Below are 24,009 nucleotides of genomic sequence, written 5' to 3'. Positions count from 1 at the left end.
ATGCAGCTGCTCGCGGCGTTGGACGCGGCGATGATGACCGCCGAAGTACTGGCGAGCCCGTTGAACATCGGCGTCGTTCTGGTCATGTCCCGCCCGCCGGACACCGGACCCCACTTTCTCGACGAACTGCACAGCGCCGACCTCGCCGGCCGGTTTCCACTCGATTCCCGGCTGCGCCGCCATCCCCACCGCGGGATCGAGACGGCCGGCATGTGGATCTGGCGGACGGCCGGAGCCGTCGACCTCGCCCGTCACTGCAGGCGCCAGACGCTGCCCCCGGGGTCGGGCCGGGATCAGTTGTGGCAGTTGATCAGTGAATTGCATGCCGAGCCGCTGGACAGATCACGGCCGATGTGGATGTCTTACCTGATCGACGGCTTCGACGATCAGCGGTTCGCCGTCTACGTGAAGGTCCATCACACGCTCATGGACGGTCTGGCGGGCATCCACATGATCACCGCCGCGTTGAGCCCCGACCCGGACAGCCGCGCCATGGCACCCTTCTATGCCGAAGCCGACTCACCGGTCCCAGGGGCACCGACGCCCGCCGCCGACGCGATCACCGGCCGCCCTTCGGCGTCGCTGCTGTCGGTGCCACACGTTGCCGCGCAGAGTGTTTCGTTCCTCGAGCGACTGCTGACGTCCGAAGCGGCGACTCTGCTGAGGTCCGTCGCCACGAAGACCACCCAGTTCCCCGTGTCGGCACCGTGCACCCGGTTCAACGGCGCAGTCGGCCATCGTCTGGGCGTTGCCTCCGGCACCTGGCCCAAGGGCCGCTTCTCGGCGGTTCACCACCCGGCGGGTGTCACGACGAACGACGTGATCACCGCGGTGGTGGGTGGTGTGCTTCGTCGCTGGCTGCAGGAACGCGACGAACTGCCGGCACGCTCACTGGTGGCCATCTGCCCGATCACGGTGCGGCCTCGTGGTGTTGACGGTGACAAGCCGACCGGCAACCAGTTCGGGGCGTGGCTGGTTCCCTTGGGTACCGACATCGCCGATGCCGACGAGCGGCTCGACCTGATCCACCGGGTGATGGCCGAGGGGAAACACCGTGTCGCAGAACGTGGCTCGGCGGTGTCGATGTCGCTGTTGGCGACGAGCATCGCCGCCACGGTGCTGTCGCCCGTGGTGCCGATCCCGCTGAAGCCTCGGACCGGATACAACCTGCCGGTGTCGCACATTTCCGGACCGTCGCACGAGATGTACTGGAACGGGGCGCATGTCGAGGAGATCGTGCCGGTGTCGGCCGTCTACGACGGTCAGGCGCTCAATGTCACGACGTGCTCGTATGCCGACCGCATCCATTTCGGCTATGTGGCGGGTCGCCACGCGGTACCCGACATCGAAGCGCTCGTCCCGTTGACCGAGGAGTGTCTGCGGGAAGTTGAAGAGGGGCGGCCCCGCAGCCGCTAGGGAAGTCGCCGCGGGGCCGCCTGGCTCTGCGCCACTCAGTCGGCCGGGCTGATCAGACCGTAGTGGCCGTCGTAGCGGTGATAGAGCACGCAGGCCCGGCCCTCGGCCGCCTCGATGAAGAACAGGAACGGCAGGCCGAGCAGTCCGAGGCGCTCGATCGCCTGCTCCACGGTGATGCAGGGCGCCGACGTGTCGCTCAGGGTCACCGGCAGCTCGAAGGGGGCGAGCTGCTCCTTCGACGGCGGAACAACCTGTGCGAGAGAATAATCGCCCGCTTCTTCGCGGTACAGAACGCTCGCGATTCCCGTTGCGGCCTCGGTGAACAGGTAGAAGTCGTAGTCGAGGAGCTCCATGTCGTACGCGGCCTCGTCGACCGAGCACGCACGTGGGGCGAGGGACTTGTGGCGCACGACGCGGCGTTCGTCGACCGGCCTGGGGAAGTACCCGGGGCGGTGGCTGGGCGCGGACTGGTGGCGCCATTCGTGCGGACCACCCACCGGACGTGCGCCCCGCCGCGCCTCCCAGTGTTCTGCGGTGCGCTCGAGCCGCTGCCGCAGCCGAGCGCCGAGCCGGTCGATGGCCTCGTGCGCGTCGACGCCCTCGACTTGCGCTCGCACGAGCCGACCGTTGACGTCGAGATTGGCCTGCGCGATCACGGGCCGCTGCACGGCCGGATCGGAGTGCTCGGTGAGCCGGACCCGGGCGTGCAGCACCGGGCGGTGGGAGAGCCGGATCAATCCGCCGATCTTGTCGCGCGCGTAGTCCGCCGCGCCCGGCAGCCTGCCGTGGGTGGTGACATCGATGGTGATCGGGTTCGCTGATTCGGTTGTATTCCTCATACCTCGTTCCTATGCCAGCTGTTCGGGGCTACGCGAGGGTCCTAGGTCATCAGTCACCGCGCCGCGCCGGATGGTCATGAACTCATCAATCGCTGCGGCTCCTCACATCGCAGATGGTGCCGCAGGAACGTCAGATGGTCGGCGGCGATCCGATCACGCACCTCACCGTGGTAGACGTCGAAGTGCCGGACCGGGTATTCGCGGATCTCGTGTCGCGGCGCCCTGGCGGCTGTTCTCGTGACGAACGCGGTCGAGATGACATCGTCGTCGCGGGCGACCGTGACGAGAAGCGGTGGCACCAGGCGCTCCATCGTCCCTCTTCGGTAGCGCGGAGCGATGAACAGGAACCGCGGCGTGACCCGGTTGCGCCACGTGGGCGCGTAGCGCTCGACGTCTGCGAACAGACCGGCCAATTCCGGATCGCTGAAGACGGCACGGCCGAGCTTGCCGTAGACGGGAATGTAGAACGGCCGCAAGCCCAACGCGCCGCGCGCGGCGTCGACGACCGCCGCCCCCAGTAACCGCGTTGTTGCCGCCACGATGCGCACCGCGCCCAGTTTCATGTGCGCAGGCACGTGACGACCGCGCACGCCGACGACGAGGTCGAAACCGGGCACGTTCGCGACCACCGCGGCGATCGCCGGATCGGCCGCGGCCACGTTGAGAACATGACTACCGCCAAGCGAGGTGCCCCACAACGCGATACGGCTCGCGTCGATGTCCGGCCGGGAGCGCATGTACGTCACGGCATTGCGCAGGTCTTCGACCTGGCGGCGGGAATCGATCAGCTGCCGCGGCTCTCCCCCACTGAGCCCGAGATGGCGGTAGTCGAATACCAGTGCGGCCAGACCACCCTCGGCGAACCGCTCGGCGAAATCGGGCACGATCCAGTCCATCGTTCCGGAGAAGCCGTGCGCGAGAACGACAGCCGGCATCGGGGCCGGAGTCGACGTCGGCCGGTACAACACTCCGGCAATGACAGACCCGGCCGAGGGGAACGAGATCTGTTCGGTCACATACGGCGTTTCCATGCCAGCATCCCCCTCGCCGGTCACACGGTCACGATCGCGCCACGATGACCGGGGCCGCAACGGCCTGGACCACGGCGGCGCTCACCGAGCCGAGCAGGGTGCTCGCGATTGCCCCGTGCCCCCGGCTGCCGATCACAACCAGCTGCGCGTCGTCCGAGCGGAGCGCGATCTCGTGCGCCGGGGCGTCGCGGACGACCACGCGGCGCACCTCCACGCCCGGATAGCGCTCCTGCCACGGGGCGAACCGCTCGGCGAAAGACTGCTCGACCTCGAGGCGGATGGTCTCCCACTCCGGTCCGGCGAATTCGAATGCGCCCGGACTCCACCACGCGTGCAGTGCCACGAGCGGCACACCGCGCCGGGACGCCTCCTCGAAGGCCAACTCGGTGGCCAGATCGGAGTCGGCAGAGAAGTCGACACCCACCAGCACGGGTGCCGTCGGCGCGGTCGACGGACCCTCCGTCGACTCGGGAGGGCGGATGACCGCCACCGGACAGTGCGCGTGGTGCACAAGTCCCCAGCTCACCGAACCGAGCAGGCTGCGCGCGACCTTGCCCCGTCCGCGGTTGCCAACGACCACCATCTGCGCGTCCTTCGACAGCTGCACGAGGGCCGGAGCCGGTGCGCAGGACAGCTCGCGGGTGGTGACCGGCAAGTTCTCTCCGGCGGCCTGCCGTGCCATCTGCGCGGCGTCCCGGAGGATGTCGGCCCCGAGCCGGTGCTGGGAGTCGAGCACGTCGGCCGGGACCGGGGTGGCGAGCCAGGTTCCCATCACCGGCGAAACGGCGTGCACGATCAGCAGTTCGGTGGCACGCATCGCGGCGTCCCTGGCGGCCCACCGAACGGCTGCGTCGGCGAAGTGCGACCCATCGGCTCCGACGACGATCGGCCGGCGGTCGGTCACGCGTCGCCTTTGTCCCGGTGCGCGATGTCGGCCTGAGCAGAGGCGATGCGCTGCTCGGCGCGCTCGTCAGCGGCACGCTGCTCGGCGGCGGTGACGACGATCGCGTCCGGGCCCGGGAAGACGGTGGCGATGTGGTCGTTCTCGAGCCAATGCACCACGTACGGAGGCGAGCCGTCCGTCGAGTGGACCTCCGTGATGAGTCCACGCTGATCCGGTCGATCCACCGTCAGCCCCTTGATCACCAGCCAATCCCCAACTTGCGCCTTCATCGTCCTACCCCTTCCTGATGTCAGCGATCGTGCGCGCGGACGTGCCCCGGCGACGAGGGCTACAGGCCCTCGCTGGGATGGCCGAAAGTCCTCCAAGCACGACCTCGCGCGCCTGGGCCCGGTCGGCGCTCAGGGCCGACACTTCTCGAGCAGTCGCGCGACGCCGCCCTCGATTCCCTGCGCGATCTCGTCGACGTCGGGCGTCGCGTCGTAGTCGGCGGTGATGCCGAAGACGAGCTCGTCGGCGTAGCTGACGATCGCCACCCCCGTCCGCAGCCCGAGGGCGATCGGTGGAACGGGGAGCACGTGCAGCACTTCCCGGCCCATGATCCGCAGCCGCCGCCGGGGCCCGGGCACATTGGTCGCCAACGTGACGACACCGCGCTGGGGCAGCCGCGTGAGCGCCCGGACTGCCCACGCGGTCAGCGGGAACGGCACGACATTCGTGGCGGCGACGACGATGGCGCCTGCCTCGCGCTGGCCACTGGTTTTCGCCCGCGCCAGTCGCCGGTGGACCGCCTGCAACTGCTCGACGGGGTCCTCCTTCTCGACCGGCAGGAACGGCAGCATCGCAGAGACCCGGTTGTCGGTGATCCCGGCCGCCTCGTTGGTGCGCACGGACACCGGCACCAGGGTGCGTAACGAGTTGCGTTGCGGCCGAATTCCTCTGCGAATCAGGGCGGCCCTGAAGCTGTCGGTCAGCGCGGCCAGCGCGACGTCGTTGAGTGTGACGCCGAACGCCTCGCTCACCTCGTTGACGTCCTCGAGGCGCACTCGGGCAGCGCTGTAGCGCCGCATGGTCGTGACGGGCCCGCTCAACGAAGACTCGGCGGCCGGGTTCACCAAACCGCCCACTATCTCCACCGCCCCCTCGACGGCCAACGCCGCCGCGCTCGTCGCGCTCGCCGCGAGATGCCAGGCGGCGCCGGCCCAGGACAGCGGGTTCAAGGTCAGCTTCGGCCAGGAAACGGCCTGGTGCTCAGCGGCTTTCGCGGCACGGATGCTCGTTGCGAAGGTCTCCCCTTCGCCCTCGTCGCTGAGGGCGGAGATCATGTGCATGGTCGCGATCCCGTCGGCGATGCAGTGGTGGATCTTGGTGAGAACCGCCCACTGACCGTCGGCCAGCCCTTCGATGATCCAGCACTCCCACAGCGGGCGGTCCCGGTCCAACCGCCGCTCCATGACGTCGGCGACGAACCGGTACAAGGCCTGCTCGTCGCCCGGATGGGGCAGAGCCGCCCGGTGTATGTGATGGGTGAGGTCGAGATCGGTCGTCTCGACCCACTCGGGGGGTTGCAGATCGAGCAGATGCGTGCGCAGGACCTGCCGGAAGCGGGGCAGGGTAACGATTCTGGCCGCGAATCCCTCTGCGAAGTCGTCCAGGTCGGGCAGCGGTCCCTCGATGACGGACAGCCCGCCGACCGCGAGGCTGACATGCCGGTCGGAGTCCTCGGCCTCGAGGAAGCTGGCGTCCAAGGTCGTCAAGCGCTCTGCGGCAGTCATCTCACTCCCCTTGGGATCGGCAGATCATCGTGGGAACCGGGGCATGATGCAGGAGGTTGAGCCCCGTCGACCCCAGAATGGCGCCGGCGAGCACGCCCCGTCCCCTGCTGCCGACGATCACCAGTTGGGCATCCGCCGCGTGCCGCAGGATCGCACTGCTCGGCTTGTCCCGGTGCACGGTGCATGTCACCTCGACGCCGGGGTACAGGCGCCGCCAGGGTGCCATGGTCTCGGTGAGACCCTTCAGTTCGTCGGCGGCCACCGCGTCCCAGTCGATGAGCACCGGGATCACCACCTCTCCCGGCGGCCGGCGGGTCGACCAGCCGTGGACGGCGACGATGCCGACGCCGAATCGCTCGGCCAGTTCGAAGGCCGCTCCGATCGCGACCCGGCTGTCGTCGTCCCCGTCGACTCCCAGCACGATCGGCTGATCGGTCGGCGTGACGACGTCACCGCGCCATGCCACCACCGGGCATACGGCGTGTGATGCCACGGCGAGCGTGGTCGAACCGACGAGGACGGCCGCACTGACGGAGACATCGGCCGAACCCAGGACGATCATGCGGGCATGTCGGCTCAGGCCGACCAGCGCTTCGTCGATCGGATCGGGCAACTGGACGCTGGTGACCGCCAGGTCCGGGTGGTCGGCGCGGACGGCGCGCTCGGCGGCCTCGATGACGACCGGACCGGCCTCCTGCAGCGCAGTGATATCGGCAGCGCGGATGGCGGCGAGCGTATCCGAGAAGTTGTGCCCGGAATAGGGTTTGGCGTGAACGATGTGAAGTGGGGCGGTCAACTTCTGCGCGACGGCCGCCGCCCACCGCGCCGCGCCGACGGCCTCGTCGGTACCGTCGACTCCAACGACCACCGGGCTGTCGTCATCGGGCACTGGGTTCTCCTTGACCAGCTCGAGGGAAGCGAATCATATTGCCAGGCAACATACTTGCTGCGCCTCCGCCACCGACTCGGCAAGCGGACGCGTCGTGTCGATCACATGCCCGCCGTAGGACCCGGACTGCATCGCCGCGGCAATCCCGGGTGTCGCGTCGGAGGTGGTCGCGGGCCTGGTCTCGACCCGTGCGGCGGCTTCGTCCAGCGGCGCCGAACAGGTCAGTTCGACCACGGGGGAACTCGCGCGTTCGGCAAGGGCACGCGCCCGCTCGCGATGACCGGGATCTCGCCATGTCCCGTCGAGGATCACCGACCGGCCGCCGCGAAGTGTCGTGTCGGCGCGCCGCAGCACCTCGTCGTAGACGGCCGCGACGTTGGCCGGGGCGTACAGACCGGCGTTGAATGCGCCTGCCGTTCCGGTGATCGCACCGGTCTCCATCATCTGCCGCCGGACGTCGTCGGTCGAGATCACCTCGGCGTCCAGCGGTTCGGCCAGCGCACTCGCCAATGTGCTCTTGCCGGTTCCGGGCCCGCCGCCGATGACGACGAGTTGCACCGTGCCAGATCTCAGGTGCTTCAGCGCGATGTCGATGTGCGCCCGGGCGTCGGCGGACGCCTCGGGATGTCCCTGCATCACCCGGACGCAGTCCACCTTGGCACGGACCACCGCGCGGTAGGCGATGTAGAAGTCGCGCAGCGCCCTGGGCGCCGGGTCGGCGGCATGCCGCCGGTAGGCGTCCGAGAAGAACTCGCCGAGATCCTCCCTGTCGAGGAACTCGAGATCCATGGCGAGGAACGCCGCGTCGTCGATCGCGTCGACATAGCGCAGCTTGTCGTCGAACTCCAGACAGTCGAGTATTGCGAAATGATCTGGGAGACAGAAGATGTCATCGGCCAAGAGGTCGGCGTGCCCGTCGACGATGTGGCGCTCGGCGATGCGCTGCGCGAACAGGGCCGCCCGTCCCGCGATGAACCGCTCGGCCAGGCGGCGCACGTCACGGAGCGAATCCGCATCGATGACCGTGCCGGCGTGGTGTTGCAGCTCGTCGAGATTGTCCTGCCACCGCTGGGCGATCGCGTCGGCCTCACCGCACGCGTCGACGGCCGCACCCCGGGCGGCCGACCGGTGAAACACCGCGAGCCTCTCGGCGATGGCGTCCAGATGGTCGTGCACGGGACCGCCGCTGCGCACCAGCGATGCCAGCCGCGCCGAATCGGGGTAGCGCCGCATCACGATGACCGGTTCGGCGATGCCGGTGCCCGGATCGGTGAAATGTCCGACGCCGAGGTAGCTGTCCGGAGCCAGCCGGCGGTTGAGGGTGACCTCGTGGGCGCAGGCCTGTTCCCTGCTCTGCGGTGTGCTGAAGTCCAGAAAGTCCGTCGCGACGGGCTTTTTGACCTTGAAGGCCCTGTCGCCGAGTAGGACGACGAGGCCGGTGTGCGTCTCGCGCACCTGGGCATCGAGATTGCCTGCCGTCGTGGACCCGTCGACCCTGTCGGTCACCGATGCCGCAGCGCTCATGGCATGAATCGTCCGTCACGGCGCGAACGCCGTGACAGGGCCGGAAGGCCCGCCGGTTGGGACCATTGGCCCTGGTTCCAGCGCCTGCTCAGATCGGATTATCGAGGTATGCGCGACACCCTCGTCGAAACCGACGTCATCAGGAATGCTGTGCAGTTGGCCTGCCGAGCGCCGTCGCTGTACAACAGCCAGCCGTGGCATTGGGTGATCGAGGACACCTCGGTCCAGCTGTTCCTCGACAAGGATCGCGTCCTGTACTCGACCGATCACTCGGGCCGCGAAGCGTTGCTCGGTTGCGGCGCGGTCCTCGATCATTTCCGGGTGGCGATCGCGGCCGCCGGTTGGAAGGCCAACGTCGACCGCTATCCCAACCCCAACAAGTCGCTGCACCTGGCGTCGGTCGACTTCTCCCCCATGGACTTCGTCACCGACGGTCACCGTCGCAGGGCGGACGCGATTCTCCTGCGCAGGACGGACCGGCTGCCGTTCGCCGAGCCGCCGGACTGGCCCGCGGTCGAGTCGACACTGCGGCGCGCGGTGACCTCCGAGGCCGTGCGCCTCGACGTCGTCGCCGACGAGTTGCGCCCCGAGCTCGCCGAAGCTTCCAAGCTCACCGAAGCCCTCCGGCTCTACGATTCGTCCTACCACTCCGAAATGGAATGGTGGACAGCGCCGTTCGAAATCACCGACGGCATTCCGCCGAGCTCGCTGGTGTCCGCGGCCGAAGGCGACCGTGTCGACGTGGGACGAAACTTCCCGGTGGCGCGCCACGCCCAGGAGCGGCGGACCAGCTTCGGGCAGGACCACTCGAAGATCCTCGTCCTGTCCACGGTCGACAACGAACGTGTCAGCGTTCTGGAGTGCGGCGAGATGCTCTCCGCTGTTCTGCTCGAGGCCACCATGGCCGGGCTTGCCACGTGCACGCTGACCCACATCACCGAGTTGCAGGCCAGCCGCGACGTCGTCGCCGCACTGATCGGGCAGCCGACCGTACCCCAGCTGCTGATCCGCGTCGGCCTCGCGCCGGAGATCGAGGACGTGCCGCCGGCCACACCCCGGCGGCCGGTCGACGAGGTGCTGGAGATCAAGTCGAAGAACAAGTGACCACTCGGGAGATCATGGGACTCGGACACTGCGGGCTGCACCATCATTCGCGCGACCTCCACCCGATCAGGAGAGTCGCAGATGGAACGTAAGCGTGCCTCTGCGCCGTCCGTGGTCGTTGGCGTCGACGGTTCGCGGTCCGCCCTGGATGCGGCCCTGTGGGCTGTCGACGAGGCGGTGAGCCGCGACATCGCGCTCCGGCTCGTGTACGCCGTCGACCCCGAGACCGATCGAGATCCCGAGCAGGCAGCGCGCGACCTGGCAGCCGGGGAGATCGCGATCCGGTATGCGGTCACGGCCGTGGAATCGACGGAAAAGCCGGTCAAGGTCGAGGTGGAGATCCTGCAGAGCCGCCCGATCCGCGCCCTCATCGACGCGTCGAGATGGGCGGCGATGCTCTGCGTCGGGGACATGGGGCACCACCACGGCAGCGGGTCCCGGTTCGGGTCGACCGCTGCGGCGGTCGCGACCGCGGCGCACTGCCCGGTCGCCATCGTGCGCGGCTTCGACCCGCAACCCGCCCAGCAGGGTTGGATCGTCGCGGAGGTCGACGACTCGCCCGGCTGCGACGTGGTCCTGCAGCAGGCCCTCGACGAAGCGCTGTTGCGCGCGGCGCCGTTGCGCGTCGTCAGCACCTGGCGGTCCCCGGTCGGCGACTACGACACCCGAGGGGTCGCCGACGGCGGTCGGCTGGCCGAGGCACGACTCGACCGGCACGTCTCGCAGTGGCGCAGGCGCTACCCCGCCATGGACATCGAGGCCGTGACGGTGCACGGATCGACTCTGGACTACCTCGCCGGGTACGCGGACCGGATCCAGTTGCTGGTCGTCAGCCACGAACGAGCCCACGGCATCGGAGACCTCTTCGCAGCGCCCGGCTACGCATCGCTGCATGAAGCGGGGTGTTCGGTGTTACTTTGCCAACCGCAGATCGTATTGTGAGCGCAGGAATGGCGTCGTCTCCTCGGAGGAGGACTACACATGGTTAAGGTCTTCCTTGTCGATGACCATGAGGTCGTCAGGCGGGGTCTGGTGGACCTGCTCAGCGCCGATCCCGAACTCGAAGTCATCGGTGAGGCCGGCTCCGCGGCCCAGGCGCTGGCGCGGATCCCTGCGCTGCAACCCGACGTCGCGGTCCTCGATGTGCGTTTGCCCGACGGCAACGGCATCGAGCTGTGTCGCGAACTCCTCTCGCGCCTGCCCGATCTGCGCTGCCTGATGTTGACGTCGTTCACGTCGGACGAGGCGATGCTCGACGCGATCTTGGCCGGGGCCAGCGGCTATGTGGTCAAGGACATCAAGGGGATGGAACTCGCCCAGGCGATCAAGGATGTCGGCGCCGGTCGTTCCCTGCTGGACAATCGGGCGGCGGCGGCGTTGATGGCCAAGTTGCGCGGGTCCGCCGAGCGGTCCGACCCCCTGGCCGGACTCAGCGAGCAGGAACGGGTCCTACTCGACCTGCTGGGCGAGGGCCTGACGAACAAGCAGATCGCCGCGAGGATGTTCCTGGCGGAGAAGACCGTCAAGAACTACGTGTCGCGGCTGCTGGCGAAGCTGGGCATGGAACGCCGCACGCAGGCGGCGGTCTTCATCTCCAAGCTCGAGCATTCCCAGCACCGCGTCGAGGAGTGACGCCCACCGCCCGCTCAGGACGCCCGGACCACCAGTACGGGCATCCGGGCTGACTCGGCGACCGCTGCACTGACCGAACCGAGCAGCATCCCGGCGAAACCGCCCCTGCCGTGGCTGCCGACGACCGTCAACTGCGCCTCCTCCGACAGTTCCACCAGCTTGTGCGCGGGCCGGTCCATCACGACCACCCGCCGGACCAGGACATCGGGATACTGTTCCTCGTAACCGGCCAGCCGCTCCGCCAACGTCTGCTCAGCCTGTCCCTGCAGAGCCGGCAGTTCGGATCCGGGCAGCTCGTAGACGGTGAAGTCGCTCCACGCGTGGATCGCGACAAGCTCGACACCCCGTAGCGAGGCCTCCTCGAACGCGATCGCGGTGGCCGACTCCGATGCGGGCGAACCGTCGATCCCGACGATGACCGGCGCGGTGGCGGGCTGCGGCATCAGCGGATCCTCGTCGTGGATGACGGCAACGGGGCACTTCGCGTGATGGACCAGACCTGAGCTCACCGAACCGAGCAGCCGTCGTCCGATCGCTCCCAGGCCCCGGCAACCGACCACGATCATGCCGGCGTCCTTCGAGAGGTCGATCAGGGTGGGCAGGACACCGGCGGTGATCATCTCGGTCGTGATCCGAATCGGCTCTCCGACGGTGGCATTCTTCGCGGTTTCCTTCGCCGCGTCGAGGACCGCACGGCCCTGTTCGGCCGCGCGCGCGACGAGCTCGGCAGGCATCGGGACCTCGGGCCACATCCGCACGGCCGGTGACTGGATCACGTGAACGATCGATAGCGGACGGCGATGCAACGCGGCCTCGCGCGCCGCCCAGTCCACGGCGACCCTCGAGGCCGGCGAGCCGTCGACTGCTACCAGAACGCCGTGATGTGTGGTCGGGCTCGGCATTTCGGGCTCCTCGTCCGGTTCGACGATCGGCACCGCCGACCGCTCGAAGTAAAACTATCGACCCGACCCGACCCAAAACGGAGTCGTTGGTCACGAATCGGAAGGCCCAAGGGCCTTCGGCGGCAATGCTGCTCGGATCAGCCGACCGGCGACCCGTCCAGTCGAACCAGCACCTCGCTGAGAGCGCGCCGTGGGGTGGCGGGCAGCGGGTCGGCGTTGACGGGTGCCCAACCCATCCGCAGGAGCATCTGCGGATAGTTCCTGTCCTCGAACACGTGCTCGCGTACGCCGTCACGCGTCTGCGCCAGTTCCAACGGCTCGGTGATCGGGCAGCTTGCCAGCCCGAGCGCCGTCGCGGTGAGCAGGACCATGCTTGTCGCCTCGCCGGCACGCAGGCGGGACAACTCGTTGTCCTCGGTGGTGCCCAGGGCGACGACGACGGCGTTGTCGATCTCCGCTTCCGATCCCGGCGGTTGGGCCAGAGCCGGCCCCGCGAACCACCGAGCGGGTATCGGCGCACGCGAATCCGGCTTCGGAGTATTGCGGGCGGGCACTCCCGCGGCGGCGCCGTACCGTCCACTCCACGCGGCCAATTCGGCCGAGTAGCCGTGGTCGGCGGCGTGTTGCCAGGCCGCCTCGGCCACGATCTTCTGCAGTCCCGGCAGGTCGTCCACCCGGCGCATCGTCACTCCCATCCGGGCGGCACGAGATCCGATCAGCGCGATGTCACCGGGCGCGATCTGCCACTGGCTGTACCGACGCCGGTCGGTGCGCCGGCGCGGGATGGCCGCGGCCAACGCGATGTCGGCGTCGCCAGCCGGATGGCGATGCAGTTCGAGTGCGGCCAGGTGGTCGGGCTCGTCAGGATTCGGGAAGCGATGGATCTTGGCCTGCCAACCCAACGCCGCGAACGCGATCTGACAGTGGTTGAGGGCGGCGCCGCAGCTGAGGATCAAGTCGCGCGCATCGGGATCGGTGTGTGGCAACTGCAGGGCACGATTGGCGTACAGGTGCAGGCTGCGGTCACCCAACCGCCACTGCCACGGCTGGGAATTGTGCACCGACGGCGCCCGTACGGTCAGCATCAGCGCCGAACGCATTGTCTCGGCGTCGGGAAAATGTGCGCTCACTGGCGGTTACACCTCGATGTATTGAGTGCTCTTCCGACCAGGGTGCCGGTTCGCGACCCCGAATCGCAGGGTCCAAAGACCCAACCGGCAGGGACTTAATGGACCGCGGCTACGACTGCCTGGCGACGATGACCGGTACCCGCGCGGCCTGAGCGACCGCCGAGCTCACCGATCCCAGTAGCCGGCCCGCGAAGCCGCCGCGTCCGTGGCTGCCCACGATCAGCAGTTGCGCGTGCTCGCTCTCGGCGAGCAGCCGGTGTGCCGGATCGTCCTGCCCGACGACGCGGCGTACGACCACGTCCGGGTAGCGCTCGCACCAGCCGGCCAGCCGTTGGGCGAGTTCCTCGTCGGCCTGGGCCGCCAGCGCGGGAAGCGCCACGTCGATGCCGAAATCGGTGCTGTTGAACCAGGTGTGGACGGCAACGAGCGCCACACCGCGGCGCGATGCTTCGTCGAAGGCGAGTGCGGTGGCCAGTTCGGATGCGGGCGACCCGTCGATTCCGACCACCACCGGCGCGCCCTCGGCCTGCATGCTCACCGCGGCTTCGTCGTGGATGACCGCGACGGGACAGTGCGCATGGTGAACCAAGCCCGAGCTGACCGAGCCCAGCAGCAGTTTGCGCACACCGCCGAGCCCGCGGCAACCCACCACCAGCAGGTCGGCGTCCTTGGACAGATCGACCAGGGTCGGCACGGTCGCGCCGGAGACCACGCGTTCGGCGAGGGTGATCTCGTGTGGGCCGGCGACGGCCGTCTCCGCCACATGACGCGCGTTGGCCACCATCTTCTCGCCGCGCCGGTCACGCTCCTCCCAGTACTCGGGCGGGATGGGCAGGTCCACCCACGGACCGACCTCGACGTACGGCAGGACATGCACGACCGTCAGCGGGACATGTCGCAGGGCGGCCTCGTGAGCGGCCCACCGGGTGGCCTCCAGCGACGTGGCGGAGCCGTCGACGGCGACGAGGATGCCGTGCGCCGTCGGCTCCGCGGGCGTGGTGGCTGGGTTCACGTCAACCTCCTAGGCGAGCAGTCGTCGGCTCTTGTTTTGCGTCAACGGAATCAGGTGCGCCGTGACCCTCGCCTGCGCGACCAGGTCCGCATAGACGGCGGCCACCACACTCTCGACCTCAGAACGTGACCGACCGGGGAACCTGGTGCACAAGTTCGACACGACGGCTTCGAGTTCGTCGTGGACCATCGGTTCGGCGAATGTGGTCATGGCGCAAGTCTCTGCGGCCGCGAGATCGCGCGGCTACGGACCAAAGTCACCGGCGATGGTCCGAGAGTCCTCCGAAAGTCCTCTGCCACGAATGTGACCCGCTCGGTCAGGGCAGTGGCGCCCCGTCCAACGTCGTCGCCACCTCATCGATCGGCCGCCTCGGCGTCGACGGCAGGGGGTCCGCCCCCACCGGTGCCCAGCCGATCCGCAGCATCATCTGGGGATACTCGCGGTCGTCGAAGACCTCGGACCTGAGAGCGTCCCGGGTTTCGGCGATCTCCAAGGGTTCGGACACCGGACACGTCGCCAGGCCGAACGACGTCGCGGTCAACAGCGCCATACTGGCCGCCTCCCCGGCCCGCAGCCGGGCCAGATCGTCGTCGGACACCGAGCCCAGGGCCAGCAGGACCGCGTGGTCGTCACGAGCAGACGTGTTCTCGGGCTGGCTCAGCGCACCGGCGGCGAAAAGACGTGCTGGCAATGGTGCGATGGGGTCGGACTCGGGGATGTTGCGGGCCGGCACACCGGTCGTCGAGGCGTGCCGTCCGCTCCACGCACTCAACTCGGCGAGATAGGCGTCGTCGTCAGTATGCCGCGAGACCGCTTCCGCGACAATGGCTCTGATGTCCATTGACATCTCGACGTGGCGCAGCTGGATGCCCATCCGGGCGACCCGTGCGCCGATCGTCGCGATGTCCGCGTGGGGCACCGGCCACGAGCTGAAGTGCCTGCGGTCGGTGCGCCGGCGCGGGATCGCGGCGGCCAGCGTCACGTCGTGGTTGCCGACGTGCGACGGGCAGAGTTCAAGCGACGCCAGGTGCACGGGGTCGGCCGGGTTGGGGAACCTGTGCACCCGCGCTCGCCAACCCAGCGCCGCCAGCGCGACGACCGCGTGGTGCAGCACCATTCCGCAGCTGACCATCAACTCGCGTCGGTCAGGGTCGGTATGGGGCAGCTGCCGCGCGGGATCGGCGAATAGATGCAGGCTGTGCTCCCCCACCGTCCAGCGCCACGGCTGGGTGTTGTGCACCGACGGCGCGCGCGTCGCCAATGTCAGCGCTGTCCTGATGGTTTCGGCATCGGGGAACTGCGCCGTCGTGGAGTAGTCGGTTCGGTCGAGGATCGTCACATTGACATAGTCACGCGATTGCCTTCGCGCACACAGGGCACCAAGTCCCATATGTCGGGTTACTCTCGTCCCTCCCCGCGAGTGACAAGAGACGCGCGGGGACCAAAGTCACCGCCTTCGGTGGCGATGGGCCTTTCCTTCTGACCTGGCAGTTCTCCTACCCTCGCGGCATGACCTATGTGATCGGTTCAGCATGCGTGGACGTGATGGACAAGGCGTGTGTGCAGGAGTGCCCCGCAGACTGCATCTACGAGGGGGCGCGCTCGCTCTACATCAACCCGGACGAATGCGTGGATTGCGGTGCGTGCAAGTTGATCTGCCGCGTCGGAGCGATCGAGTACGAGGCCGACCTACCCGAGGAGGACCGGCAGCACCTGGCCGACAACGCCGCATTCTTCACCTCCGTGCTGCCCGGCCGCGACGAGCCACTGGGGGCACCGGGCGGTGCATACGAGCTGGGCCGAGTGGGTGTCGACACTCCGTTGGTGGCCTCGATGCCCGCGAAGCCGTCGCCCGCCCACTGAGCGCTGCCCCAGGTTGTTGGGATCGGTAGCCGGTCGCGCTGGCTCTACTTGTCGCCATGACGACGCCGAACCGGCGTGCATGACGAAAGGACTCACCAGTGAACATCGTGCCCATCAACCTCCAGGAGCAGGTCAACCGCGTCGATCGGCGACGGTGCTCAGCGGTGTCGGCGTGTCCCCCGTGTCGCTGATCTTCCCGTTCGTGCTGTGGACCGTGGTCGGCGTCGGCGCGGCGTTCGTCTCGTTCGCCTTCCTGGTCCGCTACGCCAAGCAAACCTGACGACAGCCAACCCCGGCGTGTGGCGAATGTCGGGTTGATCGACGCAGAACTGATGCAAACTGCGGCCGCTTCGAGGGCGATCGGGTGCCAGGCGTAGCGTGGACTCGATGGTGATTCCGGGATTCTTCCCAACGGCCGACGGCGTTGCTGCCCGACGGAGCGTGTCCTGCCGTCACGAGAACGGCTCACGGTAAGTGCGAACCGCGATGGAATCCGGTCCCGTTACGTGTCCTCGATGTGGCAGCGCGGAGACCTATGTGGTCAACGACTCCAGGAGCCTGCGGACCCAACTGTGGGAGTGCGGCGACTGCGAGAAGAAGTTCCACCTGACGCGTGCCCGCCCCGCCCCGTCGGAGTAGCACCGGCGCAGCCGCTAACGGTTAAGGCTCACTTCGGTCACGGATGACGACATGACCGCTGATTGGCCGAATACGATGCTTGAATCGGCCACGTGGCCGATGTGTCCGACGGCTCGAAGGACGCCGAACGGTGGCGTTAGGAATCGCACCGCTGATCCTTCTCCTCCTGGTGGTCGCCGTCGTGGCGGCACTGTGCGGCTTCGCCGCGTCCAACGCTGCTACGACAAAGAGACGACCGCGCCGCTGGTTCATCGCCGGCTTCTGCTGTGGGTTGCTCGCCGGCTCAGTAATGCGCGCACGACGTCGCGTGATGCGCGCTCTCGGCGCTAATAGCCGACGCGGACCAATCTCTCGTGCGACGACTCTCGCGCGACGGGCCCGGTGACAATCGCGCGTCACGCCTATAAGCGCGCCAGGGTGAATGGAATTGTGAATGTACCCCCCGGGTGCGCCGTCGCAGCCCACTGCGAAACGACGACTCGAGGGTGCCGGCGCAGGTCGGGACGATCAGACCGTAATAGACGTCGCCGCAACGTAACCCGTCCGGTACGTCGATGGTCAGCGTGTATCGCCCACCGGCGAGTCGGGCGTCTGGTACGGGAACGCCTTCGCGTTGGGCTGCGGTATCGCCTGGATGTGCAGGCACTCGGCGATGGCAGGGCGGCACAGTGAGCATCCGGCTTACCGGGATGCCCGATGAACGGAACACTGCGGCGGTGCGGCGTGCGCACATGGCAGGCTGGCACCATGACCGACGCCGCCGCGCTCACCGCCCGAGTAGAAAATGATCTGCGTGAAGCGACGACCCCATCGGGCGTGCTTCGTTACTACGACGTCGGCGATGGTCCGGTGCTGTTGTTCCTGCACGGTTCCGGTCCAGGCGTCACCGGCTGGCGGAATTTCCGCGGCATACTACCCACCTTCGTCCAGCGGTTCCGTTGTGTCATCCTCGAATTCCCGGGTTTCGGCGTCAGCGACGACTTCGGTGGCCACCCGATGATCGACGCGCAGAGCGCCGTGGCGCCGTTCCTCGACGCACTCGGCGTCGATCGCGTAGACGTCGTCGGCAACTCGATGGGCGGCGGCGTCGGGATCAACTTCGCAATCAGCAATGCGGACCGAATCGGCAAGTTGGTCACGATCGGCGGCATCGGCACCAACGTCTTCAGCCCCGGCCCCAGTGAGGGTATCCGACTGCTGCAGGAGTTCACCGAGGATCCGACCCGCCAGCGACTGGTCGACTGGCTCAACTCCATGGTCTATGACCAGTCGCTGGTCACCGAGCAACTCATCGAAGAGCGGTGGCAGCTAGCTACCGATCCGGAGACGCTCGCGGCCGCCCGACGCATGTACGGCAAGGCCGCGTTCGCTCAGATGATGGCATTCCTGCGCTCCAGCGACGCCCCGCTGCCGTGGGCGCAGATGCACAAGGTCGCCGCTCCCACGCTGCTGACGTGGGGACGCGACGACAGGGTCAGCCCTCTGGACATGGCGCTGATTCCTATGCGCACCATTCCGAATGCCGAACTGCACGTGTTCCCCAACTGCGGGCATTGGGCGATGATCGAGGCGAAGGCGGCGTTCGAGAACGTCGTGCTGGCATTCCTTGCCCGGCAGTGAGGCGGACGCCTACGCCTTGAGCAGACTGAATCCCTTGTAGCCGGCGGTGGCCACCTCGTTGCAGATGTCGAGGTACGCCCCGAATCCCCCGAGGAACAACATGAATCCGCGCGGTTTCCCGGGCACGTTGGCACCCATGTACCAGGAATTGGCCTTCGGGAACAGGGTGGCTTCGGCGCGCTGGTCGAGTTCGGCGATCCAGTTGTCGACCGCATCGGGCGTGGCCTCGAGTGCGGTGTAGCCGTGCTCGTCGAGGTAGCAGATCGCGTCGGCGATCCAATTCACATGCGCCTCCGCGTGCAGCACCATGTTGGCGAGCACTGCGGGCGCACCCGGACCCGACACCAGGAACATATTGGGGAACCCGTCCACGCCGAGTCCGAGGTAGGTGCGCGGACCGGCGGCCCAGTCGTCGCGCAAGCTCGCTCCGCCGCGGCCGACGATGTCGATCTTCGCCAGGGCGCCCGTCATCGCGTCGAAGCCGGTGGCCAGCACGATGGCGTCCACGTCGTAGTGGGCGTCCGTCGTGTTGATACCGTCGGCGTCGATCGACACGATCGGTGTCTTGCGCACACTCACCAACGTCACGTGCGACTTGTTGAAGGTCTGAAAGTAGTTGGTGTCGGTGCAAATTCGTTTGGTGCCGATGGGGTGGTCGGTGGGAATGAGAAGTTCGGCGACCTCGGGGTCGTCGATGACGGCGCGCACCTTTTTCTCGTAGAACTTGCGGGCCTCCTCGTTGGCGGCCATGTCGAGCATCTGATCGCTGAAGGTTTTCGAGAACAGCACACCGCCGAGCTCCCAGCGCTTCTCGAAGGCTGCCCGGCGCTCTTCGGGTGTAGCTTCCAACGTGAGCTTGGGGTGGGCGATGTGGGGTGAGCCGCCGCCGCTGTGCCACGACAGCCGTCGGCGTTCGGCGTAGCTTGCCTTGATCTGCTCGCGTTCCTCGTCGGTTAGCGGCTTGTTCCCCGCGGGCACACTGTAGTTCGGCGTGCGCTGGAAGACGTAGAGGCGGTCGGCCTGCTCGGCGATGATCGGAATGGACTGGATGCCCGACGATCCGGTGCCGATCACCGCGACCCGTTTGCCGGTGAAGTCCACGGGCTCGTGCGGCCAGTGGGCCGTGTGGTACAGCTCCCCCGGAAAGCTCTCGAGGCCGGGGAATTCGGGTGTCAACGCCGCCGACAGCGGCCCCGTCGCCATCACACAGAATCGTGCGGTGACGACCTCTCCCGTCTCGGTCGTCACCCTCCAGTGCAGCGCGTGTTCGTCGAGCACCGCCGACGTGACCCTCGTGTTGAGGGTAATGCCGTCGCGCAGGTTCAGCTTGTCGGCGACCCAGTTCATGTAGCGCAGGATCTCGCCCTGGGTGGCGTACTTCTCCGACCAGTTCCACTCCCGCTCGAGTTCGGTTGAGAACGAGTAGCAGTAGTCGACGCTCTCCACGTCGCAGCGTGCACCCGGGTAGCGGTTGTAGTACCAGGTTCCGCCGATGTCCGGAGCCGCCTCGAATACCCGCACGGACAACCCTTGCGAACGCAGCTTGTGCAACGCGTAGAGCCCGGCGAAGCCCGCGCCCACCACAACGGCATCCACGCCGGACCGCTCCTCGGAGTTACTCACGGCGCCACGTTAGGGCCTCGCGGCTCTGCAGTCGGGCAGGTTTCCCGGTGACCGGACAGTCGCGAAGAGGTCGTTCCAGCCATCGGAACCCCTGGTCGACCCGGGCGCGGCGAACGGTCAGGATCGACACATGTCACACGCCGAAGCATGCGGAACGCGGGTCGATGCCAGCGTGGAGATCGACCTGGACGGCACCCGTCACCGCCTCCGCTGGCCTCGCGACATGACACTGGTCGACGCCATGCTCGACGCGGGGATCGATGCTCCGCACTCGTGCCGCGAAGGGCACTGCGGATCCTGCGTCGCGACCGTGATGTCCGGAGAGGTCGACATGGCCAACTGCCAAATCCTCGAGCCGGCCGATCTCGCCGAGGGGCTGATCCTCGGCTGCCAGGCCCGCCCGATCAGCGACGATCTTCACATCGAGTACTGAGGTGGAAAGGCCGTCCGCTGACCGGGATTCCGACCCGTGCGCACGCCCCGTGCGGTAAACCATCAATTGCACCCATACAGTTAGGACACCGACATGAGCGAGCGCGTACTCGATCGGGTGATGGAACTGGCCGACCAGTTCAAGGAACAAGCAGTCGAAGCCGAGAAGATCGGGCGGCTGACCGATGCCACGGTGAAGTCGATGAAGGCCGCCGGGTCCATCCGGCTGTTGCAGCCCAAGACGCACGGCGGCTACGAGGTCCATCCCCGCGAGTTCGCCGAGACGGTCATGGCCACCGCGGCGCTCGACCCCGCGGCCGGGTGGATCAACGGCGTGGTCGGTGTGCACCCGTATCAGTTGGCCTACGCCGATCCACGGGTCGCCGGCGAGGTGTGGGCCGAAGACGTCGACACGTGGGTGGCGTCGCCGTATGCCCCCCAAGGGGTGGCCGAGCCCGTCGACGGCGGCTACGTTTTCAACGGCCGCTGGCAGTTCAGTTCCGGTACCGACGCATGCGACTGGATCATCCTCGGCGCCATGATCGGCAGCAACGAACCGGGGGCCGACGGCAAGCCGCTGATGCCGCCGCAGATGCTGCACATGATCCTGCCGCGCTCGGATTATCAGATCGTCGAGGACTCCTGGGACGTGGTCGGGCTGCGCGGCACCGGCTCCAAGGACGTCATCGTCAAGGACGCCTTCGTGCCGCAGTACCGAACCATGGACGCGATGAAGGTGATGGACGGGACCGCCCAGCGCGAAGCCGGGATGACCGAGCCGCTGTACCTGATGCCGTGGTCGACGATGTTCCCGCTGGGAATCTCGGCGGCGACGATCGGCATCGCCGAGGGCGCCTTGGCCGCGCACCTGGACTACCAGCGCGAGCGCGTCAACTCCAGTGGCGTGGCGATCAAGGACGACCCCTACGTCATGTACGCCATCGGTGAGGCGGCCGCGGACATCAACGCCGCACGCCAGGAGCTGCTCACCAACGCCGACCGCATCTACGACATGGTCGCGGCAGGCAGGGAGGTCAGCTTCGAGGACCGGGCTGCGGGCCGCCGCACCCAGGTGCGGGCGGTGTGGCGCGCGGTTTCGGCGGTCGACGAGATCTTCGCCCGCTCGGGTGGCAACGCCGCACGCATGGACAAGCCGCTGCAGCGGTACTGGCGGGATGTGCACGTCGGTCAGGCCCATGCCATCCACGTGCCGGGCACGGTGTATCACGCGTCGGCGCTCAGCTCGCTCGGCGTGGATCCGCAGGGTCCGCTGCGGGCGATGATCTAGAGGCCGCCGATGAGCGATCTCAAGAGCCTCGGATACGTCAAGGTCCAGGCCACCGACATGGACCGGTGGCGTCACTTCGCGTTCAAGGTGCTCGGGTTCGCCGAGGGCTCCGGTCCGGCCGACGACGCGCTGTACCTGCGCATGGACGAGCGCGCCGCCCGCATCATCGTGGTACCGGGCGATGTGGACAAGATCGTCACCGTCGGATGGGAAGTCCGCGACCACGCCGCGCTGACCCGGGTCAAGGCCGCCCTCGACGGCGCCGGTGTGCCGGTCAAGGAACTGTCACTCGAGGAGGCCGACGCCCGCCGCGTCGAGGAGGTGATCGCGTTCGAGGATCCGGCCGGCACCTCCACCGAGGTGTTCCACGGCGCCGTGCTCGATCACAGTCCCGTGGTCACACCGTTCGGGGCGCGGTTCGTCACCGGCGACCAGGGCCTCGGCCACGTGGTATTGCCGGCGCTCGACGTGCCCGGGCTGTTCGGTTTCTACACCGACGTATTGGGTTTCAAGTCCCGCGGCGCGTTCCGGGTGCCGGCGCCGCCGGAATTCGGTCCGCTTCGCGTTCGGTTCCTAGGGATCAACGAGCGTCATCACAGTCTGGCCATCTGCCCGGCGGTGACGCTGCGCGACCCGGGCGTGATCCATCTGATGGTGGAGGTCGACAGCCTCGATGCCGTCGGGCAGGCGCTCGACCGGGTGAACAAGGACGGGTTCCAGCTGTCGTCGACCCTCGGCAGGCACACCAACGACAAGATGGTGTCGTTCTACGTCCGCGCACCGGGCGACTGGGACATCGAGTTCGGCACCGACGGTATGCGGGTCGACGAAAGATATTACACCGCAGAGGAAATCACGGCCGACAGCTACTGGGGCCACGAGTGGGTCTCCGACCTTCCGGCAGCGATGCGCCCGTGAACGACATCGCTCCACTGCCCGCATCGGACGTGACGCACTGGGACGACGAAGCCGACGTCGTCATTGCGGGCTTCGGAATCGCCGGAGCGGCGGCGGCGGTCGAGGCTGCCCGCACCGGGGTGGATGTTCTGGTGCTCGAACGCACCGGGTCGTGGGGTGGCGCGGCTGCGATGGCCGGCGGGTTCATCTATCTGGGCGGCGGCACACCGATCCAAAAAGCTTGCGGCTTCGAGGATTCGGTCGAGAACATGGCGGCGTACCTCAACGTCGCGATGGGGCCTGGCGCCGACGAGAAGCGCATCGCCGACTACTGCGACGGCAGCCTCGACCACTTCGACTGGCTGGTCGGCTGCGGCGTGCGGTTCAAGCCGGAGTTCTTCGGCGAGCCGGGCTGGGAGCCGATGGGCGACGAAGGCCTGATGTACAGCGGCGGGGAGAACTCCTATCCGTTCAACACCATCGCCACGCCTGCCCCGCGCGGTCACGTCCCCCAGATGTCGAACAAGAAACAGGGTGAATCCAGCGCCGGCTTCATGTTGATGAAGCCGCTCGTCGAAACGGCCACCGCCGCAGGCGCGCGAGCGCTCTACGACGTCCGGGTGCAGCGGTTGATCGTCGAGTCCGACGGCCGGGTGGTCGGTGTGTGCGCACGTCGGTACGGGGTCGAGGTGGCGGTGCGCGCGAGGCGTGGCGTGGTGCTCGCCATGGGGAGTTTCGCCTACAACGACACGATGGTCGCGCAGTACGCGCCGCGGATCGCCGGGCGGCCCGCGGCGTCGATCGAGCAACACGACGGCCAGGCGATCCGGATGGCCCAGGCGCTGGGCGCCGATCTCGCGCACATGGACGCGACCGAGGTGGCGATCTTCATCGACCCGCAACAGTTGGTGCGGAGCATTCTGGTCAACGGCCGCGGCCAGCGGTATGTCGCCGAGGACACCTATCCCGGCCGAATCGGACAGCTGACCCTGTACCACCAGGACAACACCGCGTTCCTGATCATCGACGGCGACGCCCAGGAGCAGGCGATGGCGTCGCTGTCGCCGCAATTGATGTTGCGGCCCGCCACATGGGTGTGCGAGACGGTCGCTGATCTCGAAGGCGAAATGGGGCTACCGCTGGGGTCGTTGCAGGCGACGGTCGCGGCGTACAACGCCGGGGCGGCGCAGGGCGAGGATCCGCTGCTTCATAAGAAGGCCCAGTGGCTGCGGCCGATCCGCACCCCGGTCGGCGCGATCGACCTGCGCGACAGTACGGGTGGCTTCACCCTGGGCGGGCTTCTGACGTCGCTGGACGCCGAGGTGCTGCATGTCAGCGCCGAACCGATTCCGGGGTTGTTCGCCGCCGGCCGCTGCACCGCGGGCCTGGCGGCGTGGGGCTACGCGAGCGGGATCTCGCTGGGCGACGGCAGCTTCTACGGCCGTCGCGCGGGACACAGCGCAGCCAGAGGCTAGGCCGCGGCCCCGCCACT

The 24,009-nt window shown here is 67.8% G+C and carries 23 protein-coding genes and 1 pseudogene; 10 read left to right on the top strand and 14 right to left on the bottom strand.

The window, feature by feature from the left end; all coding sequences use genetic code 11:
* Positions 1–1,416 (top strand): wax ester/triacylglycerol synthase family O-acyltransferase, encoded by a 1,416-nt coding sequence (locus ABGB19_RS01290; RefSeq protein ID WP_347683176.1) that lies wholly within the window; start codon positions 1–3, stop codon positions 1,414–1,416.
* A gap of 35 nt (positions 1,417–1,451) precedes the next feature.
* Here ABGB19_RS01290 and ABGB19_RS01285 read toward each other — a convergent pair whose 3' ends face one another.
* The 7 genes from ABGB19_RS01285 to ABGB19_RS01255 all read right to left on the bottom strand — a co-directional run bounded on the left by ABGB19_RS01285 (position 1,452) and on the right by ABGB19_RS01255 (position 8,375).
* Positions 1,452–2,255 carry an HPF/RaiA family ribosome-associated protein gene (locus tag ABGB19_RS01285; RefSeq protein ID WP_347683174.1) on the bottom strand — a complete coding sequence of 268 codons (804 nt, stop codon included), beginning with the start codon at positions 2,253–2,255 and terminating at the stop codon, positions 1,452–1,454.
* Positions 2,256–2,329: 74 nt separating this feature from the next.
* Positions 2,330–3,286 carry an alpha/beta fold hydrolase gene (locus ABGB19_RS01280; RefSeq protein WP_347683172.1) on the bottom strand — a complete coding sequence of 319 codons (957 nt, stop codon included), beginning with the start codon at positions 3,284–3,286 and terminating at the stop codon, positions 2,330–2,332.
* Between the two features lie 28 nt (positions 3,287–3,314).
* Positions 3,315–4,190, bottom strand: coding sequence for a universal stress protein (locus tag ABGB19_RS01275; RefSeq protein WP_347683170.1), 876 nt, complete (start codon positions 4,188–4,190; stop codon positions 3,315–3,317).
* Positions 4,187–4,459, bottom strand: a complete 273-nt coding sequence (locus tag ABGB19_RS01270; protein WP_347683168.1) for a DUF1918 domain-containing protein — start codon at positions 4,457–4,459, stop codon at positions 4,187–4,189. The genes ABGB19_RS01275 and ABGB19_RS01270 overlap by 4 nt, the downstream gene beginning before the upstream one ends.
* A gap of 129 nt (positions 4,460–4,588) precedes the next feature.
* Positions 4,589–5,962 (bottom strand): wax ester/triacylglycerol synthase family O-acyltransferase, encoded by a 1,374-nt coding sequence (locus tag ABGB19_RS01265; RefSeq protein WP_347683166.1) that lies wholly within the window; start codon positions 5,960–5,962, stop codon positions 4,589–4,591.
* A gap of 1 nt (position 5,963) precedes the next feature.
* The gene (locus tag ABGB19_RS01260) at positions 5,964–6,851 is read right to left on the bottom strand and encodes a universal stress protein (RefSeq protein ID WP_347683164.1); all 888 of its coding nucleotides are present in this window, start codon (positions 6,849–6,851) and stop codon (positions 5,964–5,966) included.
* A 33-nt stretch (positions 6,852–6,884) separates the two neighbouring features.
* The gene (locus ABGB19_RS01255) at positions 6,885–8,375 is read right to left on the bottom strand and encodes an AAA family ATPase (protein ID WP_347683162.1); all 1,491 of its coding nucleotides are present in this window, start codon (positions 8,373–8,375) and stop codon (positions 6,885–6,887) included.
* Between the two features lie 108 nt (positions 8,376–8,483).
* On the opposite strand from ABGB19_RS01255, the gene ABGB19_RS01250 reads away from it, so the two are divergent.
* The 3 genes from ABGB19_RS01250 (at position 8,484) to ABGB19_RS01240 (ending at position 11,111) form a co-directional block, all read left to right on the top strand.
* Complete coding sequence (locus ABGB19_RS01250; protein WP_347683160.1) at positions 8,484–9,479, top strand: NAD(P)H nitroreductase; 996 nt, start codon at positions 8,484–8,486, stop codon at positions 9,477–9,479.
* An 81-nt stretch (positions 9,480–9,560) separates the two neighbouring features.
* A complete protein-coding gene (locus ABGB19_RS01245; RefSeq protein ID WP_347683158.1) occupies positions 9,561–10,421 on the top strand; it encodes a universal stress protein in 861 nt (286 codons plus the stop codon).
* 39 nt (positions 10,422–10,460) lie between these two features.
* Positions 10,461–11,111: a response regulator transcription factor gene (locus ABGB19_RS01240; RefSeq protein WP_347683156.1), complete on the top strand. Its 651-nt coding sequence runs from the start codon at positions 10,461–10,463 to the stop codon at positions 11,109–11,111.
* 14 nt (positions 11,112–11,125) lie between these two features.
* Here ABGB19_RS01240 and ABGB19_RS01235 read toward each other — a convergent pair whose 3' ends face one another.
* The 5 genes from ABGB19_RS01235 to ABGB19_RS01215 form a co-directional block, all read right to left on the bottom strand.
* On the bottom strand, positions 11,126–12,013 hold the full coding sequence (locus ABGB19_RS01235) for a universal stress protein (protein WP_347683154.1): 888 nt from the start codon (positions 12,011–12,013) through the stop codon (positions 11,126–11,128).
* A 137-nt stretch (positions 12,014–12,150) separates the two neighbouring features.
* A complete protein-coding gene (locus ABGB19_RS01230; protein WP_347683152.1) occupies positions 12,151–13,143 on the bottom strand; it encodes an NAD(P)H nitroreductase in 993 nt (330 codons plus the stop codon).
* Positions 13,144–13,252: 109 nt separating this feature from the next.
* The gene (locus tag ABGB19_RS01225; RefSeq protein WP_347683150.1) at positions 13,253–14,155 is read right to left on the bottom strand and encodes a universal stress protein; all 903 of its coding nucleotides are present in this window, start codon (positions 14,153–14,155) and stop codon (positions 13,253–13,255) included.
* 9 nt (positions 14,156–14,164) lie between these two features.
* A complete protein-coding gene (locus tag ABGB19_RS01220; RefSeq protein WP_347683148.1) occupies positions 14,165–14,365 on the bottom strand; it encodes a hypothetical protein in 201 nt (66 codons plus the stop codon).
* Positions 14,366–14,471: 106 nt separating this feature from the next.
* Positions 14,472–15,494, bottom strand: a complete 1,023-nt coding sequence (locus ABGB19_RS01215; protein WP_347683146.1) for a nitroreductase family protein — start codon at positions 15,492–15,494, stop codon at positions 14,472–14,474.
* Positions 15,495–15,664: 170 nt separating this feature from the next.
* Here ABGB19_RS01215 and fdxA point away from each other — a divergent pair, with 170 nt between their 5' ends.
* A complete protein-coding gene (gene fdxA, locus ABGB19_RS01210) occupies positions 15,665–16,018 on the top strand; it encodes a ferredoxin (protein WP_347683144.1) in 354 nt (117 codons plus the stop codon).
* A gap of 1,040 nt (positions 16,019–17,058) precedes the next feature.
* Here the strand turns inward: fdxA and ABGB19_RS01205 are convergent.
* Positions 17,059–17,308: pseudogene (locus tag ABGB19_RS01205) on the bottom strand (hypothetical protein); the annotation flags it as partial.
* Between the two features lie 96 nt (positions 17,309–17,404).
* Here ABGB19_RS01205 and ABGB19_RS01200 point away from each other — a divergent pair.
* On the top strand, positions 17,405–18,277 hold the full coding sequence (locus tag ABGB19_RS01200; RefSeq protein ID WP_347683142.1) for an alpha/beta fold hydrolase: 873 nt from the start codon (positions 17,405–17,407) through the stop codon (positions 18,275–18,277).
* Positions 18,278–18,286: 9 nt separating this feature from the next.
* Here the strand turns inward: ABGB19_RS01200 and ABGB19_RS01195 are convergent, their stop codons facing one another.
* The gene (locus ABGB19_RS01195; RefSeq protein ID WP_347683140.1) at positions 18,287–19,900 is read right to left on the bottom strand and encodes an NAD(P)/FAD-dependent oxidoreductase; all 1,614 of its coding nucleotides are present in this window, start codon (positions 19,898–19,900) and stop codon (positions 18,287–18,289) included.
* A 130-nt stretch (positions 19,901–20,030) separates the two neighbouring features.
* Here ABGB19_RS01195 and ABGB19_RS01190 point away from each other — a divergent pair, with 130 nt between their 5' ends.
* The 4 genes from ABGB19_RS01190 (at position 20,031) to ABGB19_RS01175 (ending at position 23,992) form a co-directional block, all read left to right on the top strand.
* Positions 20,031–20,333, top strand: coding sequence for a 2Fe-2S iron-sulfur cluster binding domain-containing protein (locus tag ABGB19_RS01190; RefSeq protein WP_347683138.1), 303 nt, complete (start codon positions 20,031–20,033; stop codon positions 20,331–20,333).
* Between the two features lie 93 nt (positions 20,334–20,426).
* A complete protein-coding gene (locus ABGB19_RS01185; RefSeq protein ID WP_347683136.1) occupies positions 20,427–21,620 on the top strand; it encodes an acyl-CoA dehydrogenase family protein in 1,194 nt (397 codons plus the stop codon).
* Between the two features lie 9 nt (positions 21,621–21,629).
* Complete coding sequence (bphC, locus tag ABGB19_RS01180) at positions 21,630–22,538, top strand: biphenyl-2,3-diol 1,2-dioxygenase (protein WP_347683134.1); 909 nt, start codon at positions 21,630–21,632, stop codon at positions 22,536–22,538.
* Positions 22,535–23,992 carry an FAD-dependent oxidoreductase gene (locus ABGB19_RS01175; RefSeq protein WP_347683132.1) on the top strand — a complete coding sequence of 486 codons (1,458 nt, stop codon included), beginning with the start codon at positions 22,535–22,537 and terminating at the stop codon, positions 23,990–23,992. The genes bphC and ABGB19_RS01175 overlap by 4 nt, the downstream gene beginning before the upstream one ends.
* Positions 23,993–24,009 lie beyond the last annotated feature (17 nt).

The sequence above is a fragment of the Mycobacterium sp. B14F4 genome (assembly GCF_039871645.1).
Lineage (GTDB): Bacteria > Actinomycetota > Actinomycetes > Mycobacteriales > Mycobacteriaceae > Mycobacterium.
This window is presented reverse-complemented; position numbering and strand designations above follow the sequence as displayed.